Source organism: Microbacterium sp. NPDC089189, from assembly GCF_040685095.1.
Classification (GTDB): Bacteria; Actinomycetota; Actinomycetes; order Actinomycetales; family Microbacteriaceae; genus Microbacterium.
This window is the reverse complement of record NZ_JBFBHG010000004.1, coordinates 49,445-73,245: the sequence shown is the minus strand read 5'-3', so window position 1 is coordinate 73,245 and position 23,801 is coordinate 49,445. Positions and strand designations below refer to the sequence as shown.

Genomic DNA, 23,801 nt, shown 5'->3' with positions numbered 1-23,801 from the left:
CGCACCCTCTAGGGTCGAGGCGTGAGCGCTTCCGGAATCGTGGTGTCCGATGTCCGTCGTTCGTTCGGTGCCGTGCACGCCGTCAGAGGCGCGACGCTGACCGCCGAACCCGGACGCGTGACCGGCCTGATCGGGCCGAACGGTGCGGGCAAGACCACGTTGCTGCTCATGCTCGCCTCGCTTCTGCAGCCGGATGCGGGCAGCATCCGCATCGGCGGCGTCGATCCGGTCGCCGATCCGGCCGCCGCGCGACGGCTGCTCGGATGGATGCCGGACGCCCTGGGCGCCTGGCCGGCGCTCACCGCGCGCGAGACGCTGGTGGCCACCGGGCGGCTGTACGGCATGCCGAAGGCCGACGCGTCCGGGCGCGCACAGGCGCTGCTCGTGCACGTCGGGCTCATCGACCTCGCCGACGCTCCCGCGCGGGTGCTGTCGCGCGGACAGAAGCAGCGACTCGGACTCGCCCGCGCCCTCGTGCACGACCCCGAGGTGCTGCTTCTCGACGAACCCGCGTCCGGCCTCGACCCGCAGGCACGGATCGAACTGCGCACGCTGCTGCGCGGCTTCGCCGCGGCAGGCCGGACGGTCCTGGTCTCCAGCCACGTGCTCGCCGAGCTCGAGGAGCTCGTCGACGACGCGGTCTTCCTGCGGGACGGGATGTCGGTCGACACCCCGACCGGAGGCGAGAGGCTCCGCGCGTGGCGGCTGCGCGTCCTCGGCGGCCCGGTGTCGACCGTGTCCGTCGCCGCGGCCCTCGGGCTCCGGCCCGACGACGTCGGCCGCGACCGGGACGCACTGGTCCTGCCGTTCGCGGGTGAGGAGGCCGCGGCCCGTGGCCTGCGCGCCCTCGTCGCCGCCGAGATCCCGGTCACCGAGTTCGCGCCCGCCGTCGGTCGGCTCGAGCAGGCGTTCCTCGACCTGTCGGGCCCGCCTCCGGCATCCGATCACGCGCCGCGGACGGCGCGCGAGGAGGGCGACGCATGAACCTCTCACGGCTGTGGGCCATCACCGTGCTCGAACTCACCCAGCGGGTGCGGTCGGTCGCCTGGTACGTGCTGCTCGGCGTCTTCGCCGTCATCCTCCTGGGGGTGACCGCACTGTCGTTCTTCGCGTTCTCGTGGATGACGGCGTCCTCCGGCGGCGCGGGCGGGGCGATCTACTCGGTCATCGTCTACGTCGTGCTGTTGCTGATCCTGCTCGTCTCGCCCACCGTGTCGGGCAACGCGGTGAACGGCGACCGTGACGCCGCGACGTTGGCCCCCGTGCAGGTCACCCTCGTGACGACGGGCGAGATCGTGCTCGGCAAGCTCCTCGCGGCCTGGATCACCGGGCTCGCGTTCGTCGGCGTGGCCGTGCCGTTCCTGGCCGTCGCCACGATCGCGGGCGGGGTGTCGCCGGGGGCGCTCGCCGCGTCGCTGATCGTCCTGATCGTCGAGATCGGGATCTTCTCGGCGATCGGTGTGGGCCTCAGCGCCCTGCTCGCGCGCCCGCTGTTCTCGATCGCCTCGACGTACCTCGTGATGGCGGCTTTCGTCATCGGCACCCTCATCGTGTTCGGGCTCGGGGGCGCGGCCGTCCGCACCGAGACGACCTACCACTCCCGCTGGACCGATTCGATGGACGGTCAGAACTACACGTGCACCGAGTGGGAGACGTACACGAGCGAGTCGCCGCGCTTCGATCGGGTCTGGTGGGTGCTGGCAGCGAACCCGTTCGTCATCATCGCGGACGCCACGCCGACCGCCTACGACCGGTCCGGTTACCCGACCGACCTGTTCGGGCAGATCGCGACGGGGGTGCGAATGGCGCAGATCCCGCCCGAGACCGAGGTCTGGTCGGACGGCTGCGAGGCGGGGTACGTCGACGAGGCCTACCCGAGCTCTCAGGAGCGCACGGCCGGGCTCGTGCCCAGCTGGTTCGTCGGGCTCGGCGTGCAGCTCCTGCTGGCGGGCGTGCTGTTCGGCGGCGGCTGGGCGCGCACGCGCACGCCCGCGCGCACGCTGCCGCCGGGCACCCGCGTGGCCTGAGCCGGCGACGCGGAATGCGCGGCCGCATCCGACGGTTGCGCCTGGGGGCGTTCGCGCCCGCGCATCGTCGCGGACGGGCATTCCGCGCCCGGCCGCCTGACCGTCGGAAGGCACCCATGCACCTGTTCACCCCTCTCACCGCCGGCGACATCGAGCTGCCCAACCGCGTCGTCATGGCCCCGATGACGCGGCTGCGCGCCAACGCAGATGGTGTGCCCACCGCGCTGATGGCCGAGCACTACGCGCAGCGGGCCAGCATGGGCCTCATCATCAGCGAGGGCGTCTACCCGAGCGCCGAGTCGCGGGCCTACCCCGGTCAGCCCGGCATCGCGACCGATGCACAGGCCGAGGGGTGGCGTCCCGTGACGCAGGCCGTGCACGAGGCCGGCGGCCGCATCGTCATGCAGCTCATGAACGGGGGACGGGTGAGCCACACCGGCATCACCGGCACCGAGCGGATCGTCGCGCCGAGCGCGATCGCGATCGACGGAGAGGTGCGACTGGCCGACGGCTCGAAGGCCGCGTTCCCGGTGCCGCACGCCCTCACGGCCGAGGAGCTCACGACGGTGCGCGACGAGTTCGTGGCGGCGGCGCGGCGCGCGGTCGACGCCGGATTCGACGGCGTCGAACTGCACGCGGCCAACGGCTACCTGCTGCACGAGTTCCTCGCACCGTCCTCCAACACCCGCACCGACGCGTACGGCGGATCGCCGGCCGCGCGCGCCTCCTTCGTGCTCGAGGTGGCCCGCGCCGTCGTCGACGAGGTGGGGGCGGGACGCGTCGGCATCCGCATCTCGCCGCGCCACAACATCCAGGACGTGATCGAGGACGACGCCGACGACGTGAGCGCCACCTACGAGGCACTCGTCGACGGGCTCGCACCGCTGGGCCTGGCCTATCTGAGCGTGCTCTTCGCCGACCCGGCCGACGAGCTGGTGCAGGATCTGCGTCGCCGGTTCGACGGCGTGCTCGTGGCGAACACCGGTTTCGCCGCGGTGACCACGCGCGACGACGCGCACGATCTCGTGGCCGACGGGCTCGCCGACGCCGTGGCCGTGGGCCGGCCGGCCATCGCGAACCCCGACCTGGTCGAGCGGTGGCGGGGCGAGCACCCCGAGAACGAGCCGGTCGCGGCCACGATCTACGGCTCGGGAGCCGAGGGCTACACGGATTACCCGCGCCTCAGCGCCTGATCGACGATGCGCGGCGGACCCGGGCGGTCCGCCGCGCATCCGCCCGTGCGGCAGTCTGGGGGGATGACGACGGCCCGGGCGTTCGCGGAGCGCCACCAGATCGCGCTGTACGCGGCCGCGATCGCCGTGGGCGGAGCGCTCGGGTTCTGGGTCCCGGCCATCGCGGCCGCGCTCGAGCACGCGATCGTCCCGGCGCTCGCACTGCTGCTGTTCGTCGCCTTCCTCGGCGTCCCGTTCGAGCGCATGGCGAGCGCCTTCGCCGACCTGCGGTTCCTCTCGCTCGTGCTGGCGCTGAACTTCCTCGTCGTGCCGCTCGTGGTCGGGATGCTGTCGCGGGTGGTCGCGGGCGAGCCCGCGCTCCTGGCGGGCGTGCTGCTGGTTCTGCTCACCCCGTGCGTCGACTACGTCATCGTCTTCTCGGGACTGGCGGGCGGCGCGCGCGACCGGCTGCTCGCCGTGACGCCGCTGCTGATGCTGCTGCAGATCGTGCTGCTGCCGCTGTACCTGTGGGCGCTCGCCGGACCCGAGCTCGTCGCGGCCGTCGAGGTGGGACCCTTCGTCGAGGCCTTCCTCGTGCTCATCCTGCTGCCGCTGGGCCTCGCCGTCGTGACGCAGGTGCTGGGGCGCCGTGCGACCGCCGTGCGCCGGGCGGCGGGTCATGCGGAGGGCGCCATGGTGCCGCTCATGATGATCACGCTCGCCGTGGTCGTGGGCTCCCAGGTCGCCGCCGTCGGCGCGGCGCTCGGGGGGCTTCTGATCGTGGTGCCCGTCTTCGTGCTGTTCGCGGCCGTCCTCGCGGTGATCGGTGTCCTCATCGCGCGGGCCGCGCGGCTCGATCGCCCCGATCGCATCGCGCTGGTGTTCAGCGGGGTCACCCGCAACTCGCTCGTGGTGCTGCCGCTGGCACTCGCGCTGCCCGCGTCGTTCGCGCTCGCGCCGGTCGTCGTCGTGACGCAGACGCTCATCGAGCTCGTCGCGATGGTGGTGCTGGTGGCAGTGTTCCGGCGCCCCGCATCCACCCCGCGCTGAACCGACCGGGCACGGACCCGAGAGGGGCCCCGGCGGAGCACCCGTATGTGGGGCCACGCTCATTCCCGGGCCGAGGCGTTGACTGTCATCAGACGCACTCGAACGAAGGAATCCCATGAAGAACGCACACCTCGGAGACCTCGAGGTCTCCCGCATCGGACTCGGCGCCATGACCATGGCCGGCACCTACACGACCGGTGGTGCACTCGACGACGACGAGTCGATCCGCACGATCCACCGCGCTCTCGACCTCGGCGTGACCCACATCGACACGGCCGAGGTCTACGGCCCGTTCCACAGCGAAGAGGTCGTGGGGCGCGCCATCCGCGGTCGTCGCGACCAAGTCCGCATCGCCACCAAGTTCGGTCTCGTCTCGCACGCACGGGGCGAGGGGCGCAACATCGACAGCAGCGCGCAGAACGTGAAGTCCGCCGTCGAGGGGTCGCTGCGACGACTCGGCACCGACTATATCGACCTCTACTACCAGCACCGGGTGGACCGGAACACGCCGATCGAGGAGACGGCCGGGGCGGTGGCCGATCTGATCGCCGAGGGGAAGGTGCGGTACTTCGGGCTCTCCGAGGCGTCGCCCGAGACCATCCGCCGCGCGCACGCCGTGCAGCCCGTCTCGGCGCTGCAGACCGAGTACTCGCTCTGGACGCGCGACGTCGAGGCCGAGATCCTGCCGCTGCTGCGCGAGCTGGGCATCGGCTTCGTGCCGTACTCGCCGCTCGGCCACGGGCTGCTCACCGGGCAGCTGCGCTCGGCCGCCGACATCCCCGAGGGGGACTGGCGCAAGACGAACCCCCGGTTCACGGCTGACAACTTCGACCGCAATCTGCGCATCGTCGACGAGGTCACCGCGATCGGCGCCGAGATCGGCGCGACCCCCGCGCAGACGGCGCTCGCGTGGATCCTCACGCGGGGCGACGACATCGCCCCCATCCCCGGTACGCGCCGCGTCGCGCGGGTGGAGGAGAACACCGCCGCCGATGCGATCGTGCTGACGGATGCCCAGATCCGCCGGCTCGATGACCTGGAGCCCGCGGCGGGCGCCCGGCACGACGAGGGCAACATGGCCTCGATCGACCGCTGAGCCGCTGCTCGTGCCCTGTCGGATGCCGTGGCGTCGTCACGGCATCCGACAGGACGTCACCAGGTGTGCGTCGCGATGAGCGCCGCCGACACGACGAGGGCGCCGATCGCCGCCGCGAGGACGGCGATCACGACGACGAAGCCGACCACGGAGACGACTCCGGCCAGGACGCGGTACCCCGTCGACGAGGCGGCGCCGGGGATGCTCACGGGATCGCGTCGTCGCGACGGTCGTGCACCTGCACGTCCGCCACGGCGGGGATCAGCCCGAAGTCGACCAGCAGCTGGCCGAGTTCGGAGTTTCCGAAGCGGTGCACGAGGTGCCGCTCCATGAACGGGGCGCCGGGCAGGTTCAGGGGCTCATGATCGCGGAGGATCTGCGACGAGTGCAGCAGGAAACGCAGGTCGTAGGTCGAGTTGAAGACCTCGGGCACGCCCCGCTCGACCCCCAGGAGCCGATAGGTCGCTTCCATGGCGGTGCGCACCGAGTACTCCGTCGTGAAGATGCAGTCGCGGGTCGTCTCGGCGAACTGGCCCAGGAAAGCGACATTGACGCTCCCCTCGGGCACGACGTCGGGTCGGTCGCCGGCTTTGCGCGGCATGAAGAATGCCGTGACGTACGGCATCATCACGGGGACCGTCTTCGCCGCGTGCGCGGCGAGCTCGTCGATCTCGTCGACCGGCACGCCCAGGTGGTACAGCCATTCCTGCGTGATCTCCTCGCCCGTGCAGTCCTGCATCGGCTTCTTCACGTAGGCGCCGGGCGTCTCGACGAAGAGCCCGTAGACCCAGACCACGATCTCGTTCGGCTTCTGCGCCTTGAAGTGCGGTTGGCGGTTCACCGTCCAGCTCATGAGCCAGGGCGAATCGCGCACCGTGACGATGCCGCCCGTGACGACCTTCCCCGAGAAAGGGTCGCGTTCGGCGATCTTCTCGATGTACGCGGGGATCCGGTGATCGAGGGTCGTGACGGTCGCGGACTCCCACTTCGTCTTGTCGATGTCGCCGCAGAACACCTCGGGTCGGCCGAAGTCGGAGGACTTCCGGGCGATCCGCTTCCACAGGTCCCAGGCCGGCGCCGGACCGGTCTTGAGCTCGGCGCGGGTGTTGTGGTCGCCGTCATCCGAGTTCTCGGTCAGCGACCCGATCGTGACGAGGGCGAGGTCGTCATCCGTGAGGGTCACCCCGCCGGCTTCGCCGTTGCTGATCCAGTCGATGCGGGTGGCTCGTGTGACGCCGTTCGAAAGATCGAAGGCCACGTCGGTGACGGTCGTCGAAAAGCGGAAGTTCACTCCCTGCTCGAGCAGCCACGTGTACATCGGCAGGACGAAGGACTCGTACTGGTTGTACTTGGTGAACTTCAGCGCCGACATGTCGGGGAAGCCCCCGAGCTGGTGCACGAAGCGGTGCAGGTAGAGCTTCATCTCGAGCGCCGAATGCCACTCCTCGAAGGCGAACATCGTGCGCCAGTACAGCCAGAAGTTGCTGTCGAGGAACTCGCGCGAGAACACCTCCTCGATGCGCTTGTCCTCCATCTGCTCGCGGGTGGCGAGGAAGATGCGTACGACCTCCTTCTGCGCCTTCTCGCTCAGGCCGAATGTGAAGTTCGTGCCCGCATCCTGGCCCTGTTTCTCGGTGACACGACGTTTCGACGAGTTGGGGTCGTCCTTGTTGAGCCAGTAGAACTCGTCGAGCACGCTGGCCCCGTCGATCTCGAGCGACGGGACCGACCGCATGAGGTCCCAGAGGCACTCCATGTGGTCTTCGAGTTCGCGCCCGCCGCGGATGACGAAGCCCTTCTCGGGGTACTTGATGCCGTCCAGCGCCCCGCCGGGAAGATCGAGCTCCTCGAGGATGGTGATCCGCTCGCCCGCCATCCCGCCGTCACGGATCATGAAGATCGCGGCGGCCATGCTGGCCAGGCCCGCGCCCACGAGCCAGGCGGACTTCCGCTCCACTCCCTCCGGCGGGCGGGGGCGGGCGAATGCTTCGTAGTTACCGCTGCTGTAGTGCACGTCGGTCTCCTTGTCGTCGACGAAGAGGCCTGCCGTCGGACCGGCCGAGGCGGGCGGGAAAGTGCCCTCACCGTAACGACGTGCGCCTCGCCGCGGTGCGGTCGGCGCCGAAGACCGCCCACCCGCTCACCCGCGTATGACCCGGGGGTGAAAGAGGGTGTCAGCCCGGTGCGATCCCGCCGTCCGCGCGTCGCCACGCCCGTGCCACACGGGACGCATCCCGACTGAGACCCGCGCCGATGATCATGCCGGTGGCGATCGCGACGAGTGAACCGAGCGTCTGCAGGATGACGGCCGTGGCGCCCGCCGTGCCGGAGGCTGCTTCGCTCATGCCGATGAATCCCATGCTCCCGGGTACCAGCAGCCAGTACGCACAGGTCAGCATGATCGCGGGAGGCGGCGACGACGAGAGGTGGCTCACCAGGTAGACCCCGGGGATGACGATCAGGGCGCCCACCAACCCCGACAGTTGCGCGCCCAGCACGACGTTGCCCAGCAACTGCCCGGCGTAGGCGAGCACGAGCGCGTACAGGATCCAGGGCAGCGAGCGTTTCGGGGCGGACGAGAAGAAGTAGTAGCCGACGGCGACGAGGACGATGCCGGCCCACGGTGCCCACGCGCCGAGCTGTTCTGCGGACGATGCGGTCGTTGTCGACCCCCGCGACACCGACAGCCCCGCGAACACCCCGAAGGCCAGGAGGCCGAGCCGAGCGAAGCCGTAGACGAGACGGCTGGCGCCCGCCATCATCTGCCCCGAGGTCAACTCGACGGCGGCAATCGTCAGCGTGAGCCCGGGGAGGAACGACACCAGCGCGGGTGCCACCAACCGCAGCGAGTCATCGTGCACGATCGGTCGGATCACGACCGCGACGAGCACGGTGACCACGAAGGCGGTCGCGACCGGCAGAAGCAGCGCCAGCGTCGGCAGCCGAGTCCCGATGGCGACGATGAGCCCCACCACGCTGCCGAGGATCACGTAGACCGGAAGGGCGGTCAGCGTGGGGTTCAGCACCATCCCGAACCCCACCGTCAGCAACGCGTGCCCGAAAACGGTCAAGGGCAGGGCGAACCGCGGCCGGCTGCTGATGATCTCTGTGATCTCCCGCACCACGTCCTCCGGGGGCGGTGCGCTCGTGAGACAGCGGCGGCGGAGCGCGTCGATCGCACCGGCCTGATCGAGCCGCAGCGCCGTCTGCTGCACCGGGAAGATCGCGGACCCGCGCGCGTGCGCGGTCGCATCCTCGATCATCACCAGGGTCGGCAGGACGAAGACGTTCAGTCGCGGGTGGCCGTAGACGGTCGCGAGCTCGCGAAGGGTGTCTTCGACGTCGTTCGTCGCCTGCGAGCTCGCGAGCAGGGCCGAGGCCAGCGCGCCGAGCATGTCCACCAGCGGGGAGGCGGTGTCCGCGGCGGGCTCGGATGAGCGATCGCCGCGCAGTGCGCGCATCGTCGCTCGCAAGCGAGCCATGGCGCCGGGCATGTGCGCCCCCTTCGTCGAGGTCGGAGAACGGCCAGGGCGAAGCGCGTCACGTGCTTCCGAGAACGAATCCTATGGACTCGTGCTGCGCCCAGCCAACCCCCCGATCGGGTCTGGATGGGGAGTCTATAAGCTGCCGGAAGGGGGACGACATGAATAACTCTGACCCGGACAGAGCCAGCGGGGAACTCGACGACGCGGTGCGCAGCGGTGCGCCGGAGGCGGTGGCGCGCACCGCCATGGAGAACATCTGGCCGCTCTTCCAGCATCATCACGCCGCGCTGATCTCGGCCGTCGTTGCGCTGCCGGAGGCGGTTCTCGACCGGTATCCCGTGCTGCGGCTGCTGCATCCGGTGACGCCGGTGCTCGCGCGCACGACGCACCCGTTCAAGCCGCTCGTCTACCCGGAGACCGCGCGGGAGCTGAGCCGGGAAGAGCTCGACATCACCCTTCTGGCCCAGGTCATCGCCTTCCGCCTGAGCGGAGACCTGGCCGCATCCGTCACCTACGCCGACCGTCTCGACGAGCGGATCGGGCGGGCGCCGGTCGGCGCCAGCGGCGAGACGGATGGGCCTCGCTGGTATCTGCACTTCCAGATCGGGTCGACGCGGTTGGCGGCGGGGCAGTTCTCGCGTGCGCTCGCGGACTTCGCGACGGCGCGCCAGCTCGGTCAGCTGACCTCGCAGGGCGACGCCGTGCGGATGGCGCTCGGGCGGATGGCGCTCGCGCACGCCATGCGGGGCTCGATCGACGACGCGCAGCGCGCGATCACCGAGCTCGGGCGGTACGACGTCCCCGGTGCCGCGCACGTCGACGCGGCGCTGACGTCGGAGGCGGCGGCCGAAGCGCTGATCGCGGTGGAGCGTCAGGATCCTGACGTCGACGCACTGCTCGAACGGCTCGAGCCGTTCGACAGCGTCGAGGTGTCATGGCCGTTCGCGCTGCTCGCCCGCGCCCGAGGCCTCATCGCCCAGCAGCAGCCGGAGCATGCCCTGGAAGTCGTGCGACTGGCGGACGAGACCCATCCGAGGCTGCACGGTTCTTTCGCCTCGGATGTCATCGCGTCGGCGCGGATCTCGGCGCTGGCCATGCTCGGCGACACCGCGCACGCCCGAGAGCTCGTCGACGGCGTTCGACACCCCGGCACCCTGACGAAGATCGCCGCGGTGCGTCTGGCGCTGCACGAGGGAAGACTGGATGCGGCCGAGGCAGGTCTCTCGCGACTCGACCGCGACCGCAATCTCGGCCCGGGGCAGCGTTCGGAGTGCCTGGTGCTGTCGGTATGGGCGCAGTTCGATCGTTCCGGGCGGTTGGAGAGCGATGTGCTCTGCCGTCTCCGGCGGCTCGCCGAGAATCGGAACGCGCGCCGCATGGTGGGCTCGCTCCCGGTCCAGGTGATCGATGCGGCCACGGTGGGCCTGGCCCCGGAGTTACGGGCGCGGTTCGTCGACGACACGTCCGGTCTGCTGTTCGCCGACGTCGACAGCCGCCCCATGCTCACCAAGGGCGAGCTGCGTGTGCTCAATGCGATCGCGCAGTACCCCACGACCGCGGCGATCGCGGCAGCGCACCACATCTCGCCGAACACGGTCAAGTCCCACCTCAAGTCGCTTTACCGGAAGCTGGGCTGTTCGACCAGGGACGAGGCAGCCAAGGCAGGATCGCGGTTGGGGCTGTTGACGCTCGACGGCGACTGAGTGCCGGAGCGGTGTCACGCCGCGGACAAGCGGGACGTGAACGCCCGGATGCGCAGGCGAAGCGAATCGAACGCGGTGTCGAAGGCGGCGGGGGTGCCCTGAACCGCGGGATCCGGGATCGACCAATGGAGGTCGTCGCCGCTCTTCAGCCGTTCGTGCGCGTCGTCGCACACCGTGATCACGAGGTCGCCCTCGGCGCGCACCTCGTCGATGTGCCGCGGTCTCCGGGCGGAGTCGATCCGGAGCCCGTGCCGTGATGCCGACGCGGTGGCCCCGGGGTTGACCCCCGCCGCGGGCCGGGTCCCCGCCGAGGCCGCGGGCACCGCACTCGCGTCGCGCCAAATCGCCTCGGCCAGTTGCGAGCGGGCGGAGTTCGCCGTGCACACGAAGAGCACGCGCTCGGGAGGCGTGACGCTGGCCGGGGCGAGCGTGTCGAAGACCTCGGCACGGAGCCCGATGTAGCTGCGGCGCCGGTCGAACTCCGAACGGGTGCGCGCGATGATCCGGGCCGATTCGAGCGTGCGGAGGTGATGCGCGACCAGATTCGATCGCAGATCGAGAGCCGCGCCGATCTCCGACGAGGAGAGATCGCCCAGCGAGAGCAGATCGACGATGCGCAGGCGGGTCTGGTCTGCGAGCGCGGCGAAGATCGCCACGCGTCGTTCGATATCGGACATCGCTTCATCCATAGCACGCCGCCCCGGGCAAGTCCATGGATATTGACTCAGCGCGCATTGACTCTATCGTTGCGTGTCGGACGCGGCGCCTGCCGCCCCAGGGAGGTAGATCATGGGAATCGGAAGCGGTATCGCGCTCTTCGTCATCGGAGCAATCCTCGCCTTCGCGCTCAACATCGACACCGGCGGCTACGTCGACCTCGACCTGATCGGCTACATCCTGATGGGTGCGGGCGTCGTCGTGTTCCTCATCAGCCTCATCCTGATGCTCCGCCGTCGCCAGACGGAGACCGTGGCGCGGACCGCGGTCGACCCGGGAACCGGGGAGCGCGTCACGCGCCGCAGCGTCCGCGACAATGACCCCATCGCCTGACCCGGATACCGCACAGCCGGTGGCCGGCGTCATGAGCGGCGCCCTGCTGGGCGACCGGTATGCGCTGGGCGATGTGCTGGGCGAGGGCGGGATGGGGGTCGTCTACCGGGCGACCGACACCCTGCTGGAGCGCACCGTCGCGGTGAAGGTGTTCCGTGAGGGCACGGCCGAGCGCGCGCGGACGGCGTCGGAGACGCAGATCCTCGCGAGTCTCAACCATCCGGCGCTGGTGACGCTCTTCGACGCCCAGGTCGCGGGGGAGGAGCCCCGGTACTTCGTCATGGAGTTCGTCGACGGCCCGACCCTCCGTTCCCGGCTCGGTTCCGGTCCGCTCGCTCCCCGGGCCGTGGCACGCCTCGCGCGCGACCTCGCCGAGGCGCTGCACGTCGTGCACCGTGCCGGCATCGTCCACCGCGACATCAAGCCCGCCAACGTGCTGCTGCGGCCCTCGAGCGTGCCCCACGAGGAGTTCCACCCCAAGCTCGCCGACTTCGGGATCGCGTATCTGATCGATGCGACCCGGCTCACCGTGCCCGGGGCCGTGATCGGTTCCGCCGCCTATCTCAGCCCCGAGCAGGTGTCGGGGGAGGCGCCCGGTCCGGCCTCGGACATCTATTCGCTCGGTCTGGTCCTCATCGAGGCGCTCACGGGGCGACGGGCGTTCCCGCAGGTCGGCCGCACCGAGGCCGCGCTCGCACGTCTCACACAGGACCCGATCGTCCCGGGTTCGGTGGGCAGGGACTGGGGCAGGCTGCTCACCGACATGACGGCGCGCGATCCCGCGCACCGTCCACCGGCCTTGGATGTCGTGATCCGCGCGGCCGACATCGGCACTCGTGCGGTGCCGGTCACCGCGGCTGCGACGGTCACCGCGGACGCGACGGTCGCCGACGTCGGCGCGCGGCCGACGGGCACGGAAGTCGGGTCGGAGGGCGACCGCCGCACACTCGTCGAGCCGCTCGGGCATGACGAGGCCGATCCTCCGGGCGACGCACCGACGATGGTGCTCGCTGATGGCGGCGGGGTCTCGTCGCGGGCGGCGTCGCCGGCACGGCGACCGCGGCGCGTCTCGCCGTGGGCGTTCATCGCGGCCGCCCTGGTGGCTGCTGCCGTCGTCGTCGGCGTCGTGACGTGGCTGCCGGGCGACGAGCCCGCTCCGGTGCCAACGCTCCCCGCTCTCGACGATCCGCTGGGCTCTCATCTGGAGCAGCTCATGGATGCGGTGTCGCCGTGATGCGCCGTGGAGCCGCCGCCCTCCTGCTGGCGGTCGCGGCGATGCTGGCCGGCTGCTCATCGCCGGCCGTGGACGCGGCGTCGACGACCGAGGCGTTGCAGACGAGGGTGGTCGCGATCGCCGAGTCCGCGGCGGCGAACGATCCGTCGACGGCTCTCGAGGATCTCGCCGCGCTGGAATCAGAGACGGAACAGGCGCTCGCGCGGGGCGAGATCGACGCCGATCGCGCCGCAGCCATCCGCGCCGCCGTCGCGCTCGTCAGAGCCGACCTGGAGGCCTCGTCCGTGGAGGCGCCGGTGCCCGATCCTGAGTCCCAGCCCTCGGAGGTCCCGACCGTCGTCGACGAGCCCGGGCCCGCCGACGACAGCGGCAATGGCAATGGCAACAGCGGCAGCGGCAACGGGAACGGGAACGGCAACGGTAACGGGAACGGGACCAAGGGGAACAGCGGCAAGGGCGAATAGCGGTCGAGGAGTTCCGGGCTCGACCGAGCCCGCCCGATCTCGGCGGCGCGCCCGGGCTCAGTCCGCGATCTCCTCGGCGCGGAGCGACCGGATCATCCGCGTGAGCGCGGTGAAGGCGGCGGACTGTTCCTCGGGGGTCATGCCGTCGAGCATGCGCACCTCGACCGCACGCACGGCAGCGGTGGCCCTCTCGAGGCGCTGCCGCCCGAGCGGGGTGAGCTGCGCGGGAAGGGTCTTGCCCACTCGTCCCTCCGCGGGCCTGGCCACGTACCCGTCGCGCTCCAGCGACTGCAGCAGCACGTTCATCGACTGGCGGGTGACGAATGCCCCGCGTGCGAGCTCCGAGTTCGACAGGCCCGGGCGCTGCGCGAGCAGTTCGAGACAGGAGTAGTGGGTGATCGTCATGCCCCATGGACGCAGCACGGTCTCCATCGCGACGCGGAGGGCGCTCGAGGCCTCTTTCAGCAGGTAGCCGAGGGACGTGTCGAGATCGATGCCGTCTTGACTCATGTCAGTATTCTGACATACAGTCGCATATGTCAGAAAGCTGACATCGACGAAAGAAGCAGCGCATGCCCGCCACCGGCCCCGACTTCCTCTCCCTCCAGGTTCGCGACCTCGCCGCATCTCAGGCGTTCTACGAGCACTACCTCGGACTCGTCCGGTCGCCCGCCGGTCCGCCGCACGCCGTCGTGTTCGAGACGACGCCGATCGCCTTCGCGCTGCGCGACATCGTTCCGGGTACCGATCTGGCCTCGATCGCCCAGCCCGGCATCGGTGCAGCCCTGTGGTTCCATGCCACCGACGTGCAGGCGATCCACGACGCGCTCGCCGCCGCCGGACACCCGATCGTCGCGGCGCCGATCGACGGCCCGTTCGGTCGAACGTTCACGTTCGCCGATCCGGACGGCTACCACGTGACGCTCCACGACCGCGTCTGAGCGGTCGGTGCCGGGGTCAGGCGGTGACGCGGAGGCTGCGCCCCTCGAAGGTGACGAGGTCGCCGACCTGCAGCTGCCGTCCGCGTCGGCGCTCGATCTCGCCGTTCACTCGCACGTAGCCGTCGATGATGGCCTCTTTGACGTCGCCGCCGGAGTCCAGCAGGCCTGCGAACTTCGCGAACTGGCCGAGGCGGATGCCGCCCTCTCCGATGGGCACGTCGTGGGGAGGCGTCGCGGTGGTCACGTTCGGAATGCTAGCGAACGCGGCGCGAGCGCCGCACACCTCGGCATAGACGCGACGGCGGGAGTCGAACCCGCAACGCTTCCGGGTATGAACCGGAGCCCGGGACCACCCGGATCGCCGCGATGCCACGACGCTAACCCGGATCCGCGCCGGCCGGCCGGAAGATGACCGCGCGTGACTGAACGTGACGCGCGCTGACGCGTCTCCTGTGCGCCGGCGGGGAGCGCCCGGTCAGGCCGCCTGTTCGGTCGTGCTCGTCCCGGCGCCCGTGCCGGGCGAGCGCACCGACAGGAATCCGCGGCGGCGCCACAGGTGGAACCCCAGCTTCTCGTAGGCGCGGATGGCGTCCACGTTGTCGGCCGCGGCGTGCATGAGTGCGCGGTCGCCGCGCTGCTGGATGTGGAAGGCGACGTCGAGCACGAGTCGCGACGCGATGCCCTGGCGACGGAAGTCGGGGTCGGTGGCGACGGCGCTGATCTCGGTCCAGCCGGTCGGATGCAGCCGCTCTCCGGCCATCGCGATGAGGCGGCCCTCGCGGCGCACGCCGACGTACCGGCCGAGCTCGTGGGTGCGGGGGAGGAAGGGACCCGGGCGATTCCGCTCGACGAGGGCGAGCATGTCGGGCACGTCCTCCGCGCCGAGAACCACGGCCTCGTCGTAGGCGACGGGCCGCAGCCGCGAGGTCTCGACCAGCTGCACGCCGCTGCCGCGCCAGAGCTCGGTCCATCCGTCCGGCAGCTCCGGGTCGGCGCCCGAGATGGCGACGTCGGCGCCGGGTCCCACGAGCGAGACGATCGAATCCCACACGCCCGGCTCGTCCCATGACCGTACGGCGAGGAACGGCGCCACATCGGGCTGGTAACGACGGACGAGGTCGTCGCCGACGGCGAAGCGCGCGTGCGGTCCGTCGAGCGCGTGCCACGCGGCGTTGTCGAGAAGGTCGATGTCGTGGTCGGACAGCGTGGGTGTGGGCATGAACGGGTTCCCGGTCTTTCGAAGATGATGCTCTTCGATCCTCGCCCCTCCGCGAGCTCCCCGGGTCATCGCGCGTCTCCGGAGGCCGAGTCGGATGTCGGCGGTCGCGCCTAGAATCGACAGGACATGACCGACGCATCCTCGCCCCTCATCGTCGGGAACGACGACCGCCGATCCGGCGATGCCGGCCGCCCCGACGCCGATCTGCTCGAGGGGCTGAACCCGCCGCAGCGCGAGGCGGTCACCTATCGCGGTCCGGCTCTGCTCATCGTCGCCGGTGCGGGTTCCGGCAAGACCCGCGTGCTCACGCACCGCATCGCATCGCTGCTGCGCGGGCGCGAGGCCTGGCCGAGCCAGATCCTGGCGATCACCTTCACCAACAAGGCCGCCGGCGAGATGCGCGAGCGCGTCGGCCAGCTGGTGGGCGACAGCGCCCGCGCCATGTGGATCTCGACGTTCCACTCCGCCTGCGTGCGGATCCTCCGCCGCGAGGCGCAGCAGTTCGGCTTCACGAGCTCGTTCACGATCTACGACTCGGGCGACTCGCGGGCACTCATCAAGCGCCTCGTCAAAGAACACGAGGGCGACGCATACGGGCTCACCCCCGCCGCCGTGCAGGGGCGCATCTCGAAGCTCAAGAACGAGCTCTCGGATGCCGAGGCGTTCGCGCGGCAGGCCAACATGAACGATCCCGCCGAGCGCAAGTTCTCCGCGATCTTCGGCGACTACCAGCGCGCCCTGCAGCGCGCGAACGCGTTCGACTTCGACGACCTCATCGCGCAGACGGTCTACCTGTTCCGCGCCTTCCCGCACGTGGCCGACGTGTACCGCCGCCGCTTCCGCCACATCCTGGTCGACGAGTACCAGGACACGAACCACGCGCAGTACTCGCTCATCCACGAGCTAACCCGCCCCGTCGTGGGCTCCGCCGAGCCGTACTCCGCCGGCGGCATGATGATCTTCGAGCCCGACCAGGCCCCCGAGCTCGAGGGTGCGTCCCTCACCGTGGTCGGCGACTCCGACCAGTCGATCTACGCCTTCCGCGGCGCCGACATCCGCAACATCAGCGAGTTCGAGCGCGACTTCCCGGGTGCCAAGGTCGTGCTGCTCGAGCAGAACTACCGGTCCACCCAGAACATCCTCTCGGCCGCCAACGCCGTGATCTCCAACAACTTCGATCGTCAAGACAAGAAGCTGTGGACGGATGTGGGGGCGGGCGATCCGATCGTCGGCTTCACCGGGTACTCGCAGCACGACGAGGCGCAGTTCGTCGCCGACGAGATCGAGAAGCTGCACCGCGGCGGGCTCGCGTACTCCGAGGTCGCGGTGTTCTACCGAACCAACTCGCAGTCCCGTGCGCTCGAGGAGATCTTCATCCGCTCCGCGCTGCCCTACAAGATCATGGGCGGCACCAAGTTCTACGACCGCGCCGAGATCAAGGACGCCATCGCGTACGTCGTCGCGGTGGCCAACCCCGCCGACGAGATGGCGGTGCGCCGCATCCTCAACAAGCCCCGCCGCGGCATCGGCGACGTCACCGAGACGGCGATCGCGCGCTTCGCCGAGGACAACCAGATCAGCTTCCGCGACGCGCTTGCCTCGCCCGCCGCTCTCGGCGTCGGGCCCAAGATCCAGGCGGCGATCGCGCAGCTCGACCAGGTGCTCACCGAGGCCGCCGCGATCATGACCCCAGCGTCGGGCGAGCTGCCGCCGCCGACGGCGGTCACCGAGGGCATCACGCTCCTGCTGAACAAGAGCGGGTACATGGACGCGCTGCGTGCCAGCCGCGACCCGCAGGACGAAGCGCGCCTCGAGAACCTGGACGAGCTCATCGCGGTGACCCGCGAGTTCGCGCGCAACAACCCCGAGGGAACCATCATCGACTTCCTCACCGAGGTCGCTCTCGTCGCCGACGCCGACGACCTCGACGACGCCTCGGGATCCGTGTCGCTCATGACCATGCACACGGCCAAGGGCCTCGAGTTCGACACCGTGTTCCTCACCGGCGTCGAAGAGGACCTCATCCCGCACCGCATCTCGGCGAACGAGCCGGGCGGCCCCGCCGAGGAACGCCGCCTGTTCTACGTCGGCGTCACCCGGGCCCGTAAGCGCTTGCATCTGTCGCTCGCGATGACCCGCGCGCAGTTCGGCGAGGTCACCGTCGCCATGCCCAGCCGCTTCCTGCAGGAGATCCCCGCCGAGCTCATCGACTGGCGCCAGTCGCCCGGCGACGTCAACTCGCGCGGCGGCAACCAGTCGCGGGCGCTCAACGCCCGCAAGCCCGGCGGATGGGGCGGGCGCCGCGACGACCCGCCCGCACTCGCACCGAGCAAGACGTCACTCGACCGCTTCCCGAACAAGATCCCCGCCAAGGTGCGCGACAACAGTGCGCTCGAGCTCGTCGCCGGCGACCGCATCCGCCACGAGGACTTCGGTGAGGGGCGCGTCGACGTCGTCACCGGCGAGGGGGCCAAGCGCATCGCCCACGTGCGGTTCGACAGCGCCGGTGCCAAGAAGCTGCTGATCAAGATCGCGCCCATCGAGAAGATCTGACCCGCGCACGCGCGGGTGTCCCTCGCTGCCTCCGGCCGCCGCATTAGGCTGGCCCGATGGCACTCTTCTCGCGCCGTCCCAAGTCCGCCGCCTCCTCCGAGACCCCCGCCGAGCCCGCGCGCGCCGACGACGAGCAGGATGCGGCATCCGCTGCCGAGGCCGACGCCGTCGCTGTTCCGCACGTGCCGATCTCGGTGACGGCGTTCGGCTCGGGCGGGCGCACCCCCGCCGCCGCTCCGGGCGAGGACGCCCCGGCGCCGGCCGCGCCCGTCGTGCCCGAGGCCGACCGTGCCCCCGCGCGTCCGCCGCATCTGGCCAACCCCGAGGCGGAAGCCTCGACGCAGCTCGAGACCGTGCCGGGGCTGCGCGACAACGTCCTGCTGCGCGACGCCCTCGCCGCGCTGCCCGCGCAGGCTTCGCCCGCCGAGCTGATGAACGTCGCCCGGCAGCTGCTGCAGGGGCACCTCTTCATCCGCGTGCAGGGTGACGCCCGTGAGCTCCTCGCCAAGGGCGAGGGGCTGCCGATGTCGATCATCACCTACCAGGAGCAGAAGTATCTGCTGGCGTACTCCAGCGGCAAGGCGCTGCAGGAGGCCGTGAGCGGCGACGGCGACACCGGCACATCGGCGCTCGCACAGCCCGTGACCGGCATCATCCGACAGGTCGTCGAGGGTGACTTCGGCGGCATCGCCGTCGACCATGCGTCGCGCCCCGGATCCGCCATCCTTCCCTCGCAGCTGCTCGAGAAGGCGCTGTCGGATCTCGATCCCGAGGTCACGGTCAAGACGCTTCTGGCCGCGCCCCGCACCGACGCGATCCCCGGCCAGATCGCCGAGGCGCTCACCACCGCGCCGTTGTGGATCGCGGCGCGCCGCACCGAGTCCGGACAGGTGGGCATCGCCGAGCTGCGCACCCCGGACGGCGGCCGCCTGCTCGAACTGTTCTCGCACCCGCTCGAGCTCGTCGCGCTCGGCCGCGGCGACCAGCCCGCCAAGGTGAGCGCCGAGCAGCTCGGCGCCGCGCTGCGCTCGGATGAGGGCATCGCCGGCGTCATCATCAACCCTGCCGGCCCCTGGATCCGTCTCGGACGCGACCAGCTGGCGCCGCTCCTGGCCGTCGGCGCCTGACGCGCCGACGGATCGCCGCCCCGCGCCCGCGCGCAAGGGGTGTCGCGGAGCGGTCCGGTCGCCCTAGGGTCGGGTCATGGCGAGCGAACGCACGACCGTGATCGTCCCCGGCCCGGCGGCCGACCGCGAGATCTCGGTCTCGAGCCCGTCGCGTGAGGTCTGGCCGGACGCCGGCATCACGAAACGCGACCTGGTCGACTACATCCTCGCCGTGGCGGACCCGTTCCTGGCGGCGAACGGCGGTCGTCCCGTCTCTCTCGAGCGGTTCCGCGACGGCATCGGCGGCGAGGCCTTCTTCTCGAAGAACCCGCCGAAGGGGACGCCCGACTTCGTCGATGCCGTCACGGTGACCTACAACAGCGGGCGGAGCCATCCGCAGGTCGTGCTCACCGAACCCGCCGCGCTCGTGTGGGCCGTGCAGATGAACACGGTCGTGTTCCACCCCTGGGCGTCGCTCGCGAGCGATCCCGACCGCCCCGTCGAGCTGCGCATCGACCTCGACCCACAGCCCGGTACCGGCTTCGCCGACGCCGCCGCCGTCGCGCCGCTCATGCGCGACGTGCTGGCGGAAGCGGGGCTGGAGTCGTGGATCAAGACGAGCGGAAACCGCGGGATCCACCTGTTCTGCCCCATCGAACCCACCCACGAGTTCCTCGACGTGCGGCACGCCGTCATCGCCGCCGGGCGCGAGCTGGCGCGCCGCGAGCCCGATCGGGTGACGATGAACTGGTGGAAGGAGGAGCGCGGCGCCCGCATCTTCATCGACTTCAACCAGGCCAACCGCGACCGCACGATGGCGGGTGCCTACAGCCCACGGGCTCTTCCCGACGCGACCGTGTCGACGCCGATCACCTGGGACGAGCTTCCCGGCGTCGACCCGCACGCCTTCACGGTGCACACCGTGCCCGCGCGCGTGCGGGAGATCGGCGACCCGTGGGCGCGGATCGCCGAGAAGCCGGGGCGCATCGACACGCTGCTGGAGTGGTGGGAACGCGACCTCGCCGACGGCCTGGGCGAGCTGCCCTTCCCGCCCGACTTCCCCAAGATGCCGGGGGAGCCGCCACGGGTGCAGCCGAGCCGGGCGCGCGCCGCCGACTGACCGGTCTCAGTCGAGGACGTCGGCCAGGTCGTAGTCGGCGATCTGCTCGAGCTGCGCGAACGTGCACGAGCGCGCGTCGCGGTCGGGACGCCACCGCTCGAACTGCACGGTGTGGCGGAACCGCGCCCCCTCGAGCTGGTCGTACCGCACCTCGAGGACGCGTTCGGGACGCAGCCGCACGAACGACACGTCCTTGGATGCGGTGAAGCGCGACCTCTCGGTCTCGCCCGTCACCGCATCGCCCGCTTCGTCCCGTTCGACGAGGGGCGCCAGCTCGTCCACCAGCTCGCGGCGGCGTGCATCGGTGAACGCCGAGACCCCGCCGACGTTGCGCAGCTCGCCGTCGCCGTCGTACAGCCCGACGAGCAACGACCCGACGCCCGTGCCGCTCTTGTGCACGCGGTAGCCGAGGGCCACCACATCCGCCGTCCGCGCGTGCTTGATCTTGAGCATCGTCCGTTTGCCGGGCTGGTAGGGGTCGGCGCGGCGCTTGGCGATCACGCCGTCCAGCCCCGCTCCCTCGAACTCGGCGAGCCAGCGCCGGGCGAGGGTCGGGTCGTCCGTCGTGCGGGTGAGGTGCAGCGGCGCCGCGACACCCCGGAGCAGGTTCTCGAGCGCGGCCCGGCGCGCCGCGAACGGCTCCGCCGTGAGGTCGCGGTCATCGAGCGCGAGCAGGTCGAACGCCACGATGCGCGCCGGCGTCTCGTCGGCGAGCCGCGCCACACGCGACGCTGCCGGATGGATGCGCTGGCTGAGGGCCTCCCAGTCCAGACGCTGGCGCCCGGCGGGGCCGGTGGGGATCACGATCTCGCCGTCGATCAGGCAGGGCTCGGGCAGCAGCCGCGGCAGTGCGTCGACGAGCTCGGGGAAGTACCGCGTCAGCGGCTTCGCGCCGCGCGATCCCAGCTCGACGCTCTCGCCGTCCCACGCGGCGAGCACCCGGAAGCCGTCCCATTTGGGCTCGAAGAGATACGCGTCCCCCTCGGGGACGGTTGGCACGGACTTCGCCAGCATCGGCGCGGGGATGTCGTAGCGCATGGCCTCATCCTGCCCCGGCGCGGGCGCGGATCACACCCCTAGCCGACGGTCGGGCGTGCGACCTCTTCCCGTTCTCGCGCTTTGGGGCGCGCCCAACGGGCGGGGGTGTCGGAGCCGTCCCAGACCTGGATGATGCCCCACACCACGGCGGTCAGCGGCACCGCGAGCAGGGTGCCGAGGATGCCGCCGATGGTCGTGCCTCCGGCCAGCACCACCAGCACGACGAATGCGTGCAGCTTCATGGTGCGGCCCATGAGCACGGGCTGCAGCAGGTTGCCCTCGAGCTGGTTCACGAGCACGACGACACCGACGACGAGCAGGGCGTTCAGCGGCCCGTTCGCGACCAGGGCCACCAACGCCGCCAGCACACCCGCCAGCACGGCACCCACGATCGGGATGAAGGCCAGCACGAACACCAGCACGGCCAGCGGCACGGCGAGGGGCACCTGCAGGATGAGCAGACCGATCAGGATGCCGACGGCATCCACGAACGCGACGGCGGCCGTGCCGCGCACGTACGAGCCGAGCACGGTGACCGACTTGTCGCCGATGCGGCGGGCGCGTGCGTAGCTCTGGCCGCGGAACGGGCGGAGGACGAACTCCCACATGCGCGGGCCGTCCTTGAGGAAGAAGAACAGGATGACGACCATCAGCACAAGACCGGTCACGAACGTCGCGACCGCGCTGACGCCGGCCAGGGCGCCGCTGCCGAACTGGCTGCTCGTGATGATGTCGCCGATCGACGACTGCGCCGTCTCGAGCCATTCGTCGATCTGCGACTGGGTGGGCGCGAACGGCAGTGTGTTGACCCAGGTGAGCAGCTGCTGGAATCCCTCCTGCGCCTGGCTCGACAGGTCGTCCCACTGATCGCGGACGGCCCAGACGATGAGCCAGCCGAGACCGCCCAGAAGCACCACGACGGCGAGGAGCGTGAGCAGCGTGGCGACGAGCGCCGGGACGCCGCGGCGCCGCATCCACCCCATGACGGGAGCGAACGCGGACGCGAAGATGAGCGCCAGGATCAGCGGGATGACCACGACCGTCACCTGACGGATGCCCCAGATCAACCCCGCCACGAGGGCGACGACCACGATGATCTGCACCGACCGGATGGCGAGCCTGCCGAAGCCGTCCGACCACAGGCTCCACGGGGCGCGCTTGGCCTCGATCTCGACGGTCGTGCGTTCGAGCGTGACGGCCGCCGGGCCGCGTCGGAAGAATCCCATCCTCAGACCGTAGACCCCCGTCGCCCCCGAGCCGGGGGAGTTGCGCGAGGGCGCCCTGATGTGATGCGGGCAGCGGCGCTCAGGCGAACGCGCTGTGCCCCGTGATGTCGCGGCCGATGAGCAGCGCCTGCACGCTCTCGGTGCCCTCGTAGGTGTGGATCGCCTCGATGTCCGCCATGTGCTGCATCACCCGGTTCTCGAGCAGGATGCCGTTGCCGCCGAGCAGGTCGCGCGCGGTCTGCGCGATCCGGCGGGCGGTGCGGGTGTTGTGGTACTTCGCGAGCGATGCCTGCGTGGGGCGCAGCAGTCCGTCGCGCTCGAGGTCCGCCATCCGCCGGCAGTAGAGCTGCATGGCCGTCAGCTCGGTGAGCATCTGCGTGAGGCGCTCCTGCACCATCTGGAAGCCGGCGAGCGGCTTGCCGAACTGCACGCGCTGCTGGGCGTACGACAGCGCGGCCTCGTAACAGGCGGTCGCGTGACCGAGCGCCGACCAGGCGACGCCCGATCGGGTCGAGTAGAGCACCGTCGATGCATCGCGGAAGGTGTGGGCTCCGGGCAGCACGGCGTCGGCGCTCAGGCGCACGTCGTCGAGGGCGATGTGCGCCTGGTGGATGCCGCGCAGCGACGCCTTCCCCTCGATGACGGTGCCGTGATAGCCCGGCGCGGTCTGTTCGACGAGGAAGCACCGCACGGCACCGTGATCCTCGGCGCCGTCGTCATCGACCCGCGCCCACACGAAGGTGATGCCGCCGGACGCCCCGTTGCCGATCCACTTCTTCGCGCCGCGCAGGACCCATCCGCCGCCCTCGCGCCGCGCCCGGGTCTCGAGCGACACCGAGTCGGAGCCGTGATCGGGTTCGGTGAGCGCGAAGGCGCCGAGCACCTCGCCGCGGGCCATCGGGGCCAGCCAGCGCTCCTGCTGCGCGGGGCTGCCGAACAGCGCGAGCGTGCGCATCGCCAGGCCGCCCTGCACCGCCAGGACCGTGCCGAGCGAGCCGTCGCCACGCGAGACCTCCATGTTCACCAGGCCTGCCGCGAGGGGCGAGAAGGCGGTGAGGTCGGGGTGGGCGATGCCGTCGTTGAAGAGGTCGAGCGTCCCCATCCGCATCGCGAGATCCAACGGGTACTCGGCCGCGTTCCACGCCGCGACCATGCGATCGCCGACCTCGTCGATGTACGACCGGGCGCGGTCCCAGACGGCGCGGTCCGCGTCGGGGATGTCGCTGAACACGGCGTAGTAGTCGGTGTCGAGGCGCTCGGTGACGTCGTAGGAGGAGACGCGCTCGCCGGGAAAGGAACTCATGCTCCACACGATAT

23 protein-coding genes and 1 tRNA gene are annotated in these 23,801 nt (G+C 70.8%); 13 read left to right on the top strand and 11 right to left on the bottom strand.

Going from position 1 to position 23,801, the window contains the following annotated elements:
- Positions 1-21: 21 nt before the first annotated feature.
- The 5 genes from AB0N73_RS03530 to AB0N73_RS03510 all read left to right on the top strand — a co-directional run bounded on the left by AB0N73_RS03530 (position 22) and on the right by AB0N73_RS03510 (position 5,345).
- On the top strand, positions 22-984 hold the full coding sequence (locus AB0N73_RS03530) for an ABC transporter ATP-binding protein (protein WP_363560427.1): 963 nt from the start codon (positions 22-24) through the stop codon (positions 982-984).
- A complete protein-coding gene (locus tag AB0N73_RS03525; RefSeq protein ID WP_363560425.1) occupies positions 981-2,027 on the top strand; it encodes an ABC transporter permease in 1,047 nt (348 codons plus the stop codon). Before AB0N73_RS03530 ends, AB0N73_RS03525 begins: the two co-directional genes overlap by 4 nt.
- A 116-nt stretch (positions 2,028-2,143) precedes the next feature.
- Entirely contained in the window at positions 2,144-3,220 is a 1,077-nt protein-coding gene (locus AB0N73_RS03520) for an alkene reductase (protein ID WP_363560423.1), read from the top strand.
- A gap of 63 nt (positions 3,221-3,283) precedes the next feature.
- Positions 3,284-4,249, top strand: coding sequence for a bile acid:sodium symporter (locus tag AB0N73_RS03515; RefSeq protein ID WP_363560421.1), 966 nt, complete (start codon positions 3,284-3,286; stop codon positions 4,247-4,249).
- A gap of 115 nt (positions 4,250-4,364) precedes the next feature.
- A complete protein-coding gene (locus tag AB0N73_RS03510; protein ID WP_363560419.1) occupies positions 4,365-5,345 on the top strand; it encodes an aldo/keto reductase in 981 nt (326 codons plus the stop codon).
- A 56-nt stretch (positions 5,346-5,401) separates the two neighbouring features.
- Here the strand turns inward: AB0N73_RS03510 and AB0N73_RS03505 are convergent, their stop codons facing one another.
- From AB0N73_RS03505 to AB0N73_RS03495, 3 genes are all read right to left on the bottom strand, one after another.
- A complete protein-coding gene (locus tag AB0N73_RS03505; protein WP_363560417.1) occupies positions 5,402-5,554 on the bottom strand; it encodes a hypothetical protein in 153 nt (50 codons plus the stop codon).
- A complete protein-coding gene (locus AB0N73_RS03500) occupies positions 5,551-7,359 on the bottom strand; it encodes an oleate hydratase (protein WP_363560415.1) in 1,809 nt (602 codons plus the stop codon). The genes AB0N73_RS03505 and AB0N73_RS03500 overlap by 4 nt, the downstream gene beginning before the upstream one ends.
- A 160-nt stretch (positions 7,360-7,519) precedes the next feature.
- Positions 7,520-8,806, bottom strand: a complete 1,287-nt coding sequence (locus AB0N73_RS03495) for a threonine/serine exporter family protein (protein WP_363560413.1) — start codon at positions 8,804-8,806, stop codon at positions 7,520-7,522.
- A 182-nt stretch (positions 8,807-8,988) separates the two neighbouring features.
- Between AB0N73_RS03495 and AB0N73_RS03490 the strand changes: the two genes are divergently transcribed.
- Complete coding sequence (locus AB0N73_RS03490; RefSeq protein WP_363560411.1) at positions 8,989-10,533, top strand: LuxR C-terminal-related transcriptional regulator; 1,545 nt, start codon at positions 8,989-8,991, stop codon at positions 10,531-10,533.
- A gap of 14 nt (positions 10,534-10,547) precedes the next feature.
- On the opposite strand, the gene AB0N73_RS03485 is transcribed toward AB0N73_RS03490, so the two are convergent.
- Entirely contained in the window at positions 10,548-11,210 is a 663-nt protein-coding gene (locus tag AB0N73_RS03485; RefSeq protein ID WP_363560409.1) for an ArsR family transcriptional regulator, read from the bottom strand.
- 112 nt (positions 11,211-11,322) lie between these two features.
- On the opposite strand from AB0N73_RS03485, the gene AB0N73_RS03480 reads away from it, so the two are divergent.
- The 3 genes from AB0N73_RS03480 to AB0N73_RS03470 are packed head-to-tail and all read left to right on the top strand — an operon-like array spanning position 11,323 to position 13,281.
- Positions 11,323-11,583, top strand: coding sequence for a DUF6458 family protein (locus AB0N73_RS03480; RefSeq protein WP_363560407.1), 261 nt, complete (start codon positions 11,323-11,325; stop codon positions 11,581-11,583).
- A complete protein-coding gene (locus AB0N73_RS03475; RefSeq protein WP_363560405.1) occupies positions 11,567-12,817 on the top strand; it encodes a serine/threonine-protein kinase in 1,251 nt (416 codons plus the stop codon). The genes AB0N73_RS03480 and AB0N73_RS03475 overlap by 17 nt, the downstream gene beginning before the upstream one ends.
- Positions 12,814-13,281: a hypothetical protein gene (locus AB0N73_RS03470; protein ID WP_363560403.1), complete on the top strand. Its 468-nt coding sequence runs from the start codon at positions 12,814-12,816 to the stop codon at positions 13,279-13,281. Before AB0N73_RS03475 ends, AB0N73_RS03470 begins: the two co-directional genes overlap by 4 nt.
- Before the next feature lie 57 nt (positions 13,282-13,338).
- Here AB0N73_RS03470 and AB0N73_RS03465 read toward each other — a convergent pair whose 3' ends face one another.
- Positions 13,339-13,791, bottom strand: a complete 453-nt coding sequence (locus AB0N73_RS03465; protein ID WP_363560401.1) for a MarR family transcriptional regulator — start codon at positions 13,789-13,791, stop codon at positions 13,339-13,341.
- A gap of 62 nt (positions 13,792-13,853) precedes the next feature.
- Between AB0N73_RS03465 and AB0N73_RS03460 the strand changes: the two genes are divergently transcribed.
- Positions 13,854-14,222, top strand: coding sequence for a VOC family protein (locus AB0N73_RS03460; protein ID WP_363560399.1), 369 nt, complete (start codon positions 13,854-13,856; stop codon positions 14,220-14,222).
- A 16-nt stretch (positions 14,223-14,238) separates the two neighbouring features.
- Here AB0N73_RS03460 and AB0N73_RS03455 read toward each other — a convergent pair whose 3' ends face one another.
- The 3 genes from AB0N73_RS03455 to AB0N73_RS03445 form a co-directional block, all read right to left on the bottom strand.
- The gene (locus AB0N73_RS03455) at positions 14,239-14,466 is read right to left on the bottom strand and encodes an RNA-binding S4 domain-containing protein (protein ID WP_363560397.1); all 228 of its coding nucleotides are present in this window, start codon (positions 14,464-14,466) and stop codon (positions 14,239-14,241) included.
- 49 nt (positions 14,467-14,515) lie between these two features.
- Positions 14,516-14,588: transfer RNA gene (locus AB0N73_RS03450), tRNA-Met, on the bottom strand.
- A gap of 109 nt (positions 14,589-14,697) precedes the next feature.
- A complete protein-coding gene (locus AB0N73_RS03445) occupies positions 14,698-15,441 on the bottom strand; it encodes a GNAT family N-acetyltransferase (RefSeq protein ID WP_363560395.1) in 744 nt (247 codons plus the stop codon).
- Positions 15,442-15,567: 126 nt separating this feature from the next.
- On the opposite strand from AB0N73_RS03445, the gene AB0N73_RS03440 reads away from it, so the two are divergent.
- The 3 genes from AB0N73_RS03440 to ligD all read left to right on the top strand — a co-directional run bounded on the left by AB0N73_RS03440 (position 15,568) and on the right by ligD (position 20,220).
- Positions 15,568-17,994, top strand: coding sequence for a UvrD-helicase domain-containing protein (locus tag AB0N73_RS03440; RefSeq protein WP_363560393.1), 2,427 nt, complete (start codon positions 15,568-15,570; stop codon positions 17,992-17,994).
- 56 nt (positions 17,995-18,050) lie between these two features.
- Positions 18,051-19,121, top strand: a complete 1,071-nt coding sequence (locus tag AB0N73_RS03435) for an SseB family protein (RefSeq protein WP_363560391.1) — start codon at positions 18,051-18,053, stop codon at positions 19,119-19,121.
- 76 nt (positions 19,122-19,197) lie between these two features.
- The gene (gene ligD / locus AB0N73_RS03430) at positions 19,198-20,220 is read left to right on the top strand and encodes a non-homologous end-joining DNA ligase (RefSeq protein WP_363560389.1); all 1,023 of its coding nucleotides are present in this window, start codon (positions 19,198-19,200) and stop codon (positions 20,218-20,220) included.
- Between the two features lie 6 nt (positions 20,221-20,226).
- Here ligD and AB0N73_RS03425 read toward each other — a convergent pair whose 3' ends face one another.
- The 3 genes from AB0N73_RS03425 to AB0N73_RS03415 form a co-directional block, all read right to left on the bottom strand.
- A complete protein-coding gene (locus AB0N73_RS03425; RefSeq protein ID WP_363560387.1) occupies positions 20,227-21,258 on the bottom strand; it encodes an ATP-dependent DNA ligase in 1,032 nt (343 codons plus the stop codon).
- 38 nt (positions 21,259-21,296) lie between these two features.
- A complete protein-coding gene (locus AB0N73_RS03420; RefSeq protein WP_363560385.1) occupies positions 21,297-22,484 on the bottom strand; it encodes an AI-2E family transporter in 1,188 nt (395 codons plus the stop codon).
- A gap of 79 nt (positions 22,485-22,563) precedes the next feature.
- On the bottom strand, positions 22,564-23,787 hold the full coding sequence (locus AB0N73_RS03415) for an acyl-CoA dehydrogenase family protein (RefSeq protein WP_363560383.1): 1,224 nt from the start codon (positions 23,785-23,787) through the stop codon (positions 22,564-22,566).
- Between the last annotated feature and the right edge of the window lie 14 nt (positions 23,788-23,801).

Bases quoted from the DNA above. Each gene is read 5' to 3' on its own strand.
- AB0N73_RS03420 (WP_363560385.1), bottom strand. From the start codon at position 22,484: ATGGGATTCTTCCGACGCGGCCCGGCGGCCGTCACGCTCGAACGCACG.
- AB0N73_RS03475 (WP_363560405.1), top strand. From the start codon at position 11,567: ATGACCCCATCGCCTGACCCGGATACCGCACAGCCGGTGGCCGGCGTC.
- AB0N73_RS03510 (WP_363560419.1), top strand. From the start codon at position 4,365: ATGAAGAACGCACACCTCGGAGACCTCGAGGTCTCCCGCATCGGACTC.
- AB0N73_RS03435 (WP_363560391.1), top strand. From the start codon at position 18,051: ATGGCACTCTTCTCGCGCCGTCCCAAGTCCGCCGCCTCCTCCGAGACC.
- ligD (WP_363560389.1), top strand. From the start codon at position 19,198: ATGGCGAGCGAACGCACGACCGTGATCGTCCCCGGCCCGGCGGCCGAC.
- AB0N73_RS03415 (WP_363560383.1), bottom strand. From the start codon at position 23,787: ATGAGTTCCTTTCCCGGCGAGCGCGTCTCCTCCTACGACGTCACCGAG.
- AB0N73_RS03460 (WP_363560399.1), top strand. From the start codon at position 13,854: ATGCCCGCCACCGGCCCCGACTTCCTCTCCCTCCAGGTTCGCGACCTC.
- AB0N73_RS03425 (WP_363560387.1), bottom strand. From the start codon at position 21,258: ATGCGCTACGACATCCCCGCGCCGATGCTGGCGAAGTCCGTGCCAACC.
- AB0N73_RS03520 (WP_363560423.1), top strand. From the start codon at position 2,144: ATGCACCTGTTCACCCCTCTCACCGCCGGCGACATCGAGCTGCCCAAC.
- AB0N73_RS03445 (WP_363560395.1), bottom strand. From the start codon at position 15,441: ATGCCCACACCCACGCTGTCCGACCACGACATCGACCTTCTCGACAAC.
- AB0N73_RS03515 (WP_363560421.1), top strand. From the start codon at position 3,284: ATGACGACGGCCCGGGCGTTCGCGGAGCGCCACCAGATCGCGCTGTAC.
- AB0N73_RS03525 (WP_363560425.1), top strand. From the start codon at position 981: ATGAACCTCTCACGGCTGTGGGCCATCACCGTGCTCGAACTCACCCAG.
- AB0N73_RS03440 (WP_363560393.1), top strand. From the start codon at position 15,568: ATGACCGACGCATCCTCGCCCCTCATCGTCGGGAACGACGACCGCCGA.
- AB0N73_RS03480 (WP_363560407.1), top strand. From the start codon at position 11,323: ATGGGAATCGGAAGCGGTATCGCGCTCTTCGTCATCGGAGCAATCCTC.
- AB0N73_RS03495 (WP_363560413.1), bottom strand. From the start codon at position 8,806: ATGCGCGCACTGCGCGGCGATCGCTCATCCGAGCCCGCCGCGGACACC.
- AB0N73_RS03485 (WP_363560409.1), bottom strand. From the start codon at position 11,210: ATGTCCGATATCGAACGACGCGTGGCGATCTTCGCCGCGCTCGCAGAC.
- AB0N73_RS03490 (WP_363560411.1), top strand. From the start codon at position 8,989: ATGAATAACTCTGACCCGGACAGAGCCAGCGGGGAACTCGACGACGCG.
- AB0N73_RS03465 (WP_363560401.1), bottom strand. From the start codon at position 13,791: ATGAGTCAAGACGGCATCGATCTCGACACGTCCCTCGGCTACCTGCTG.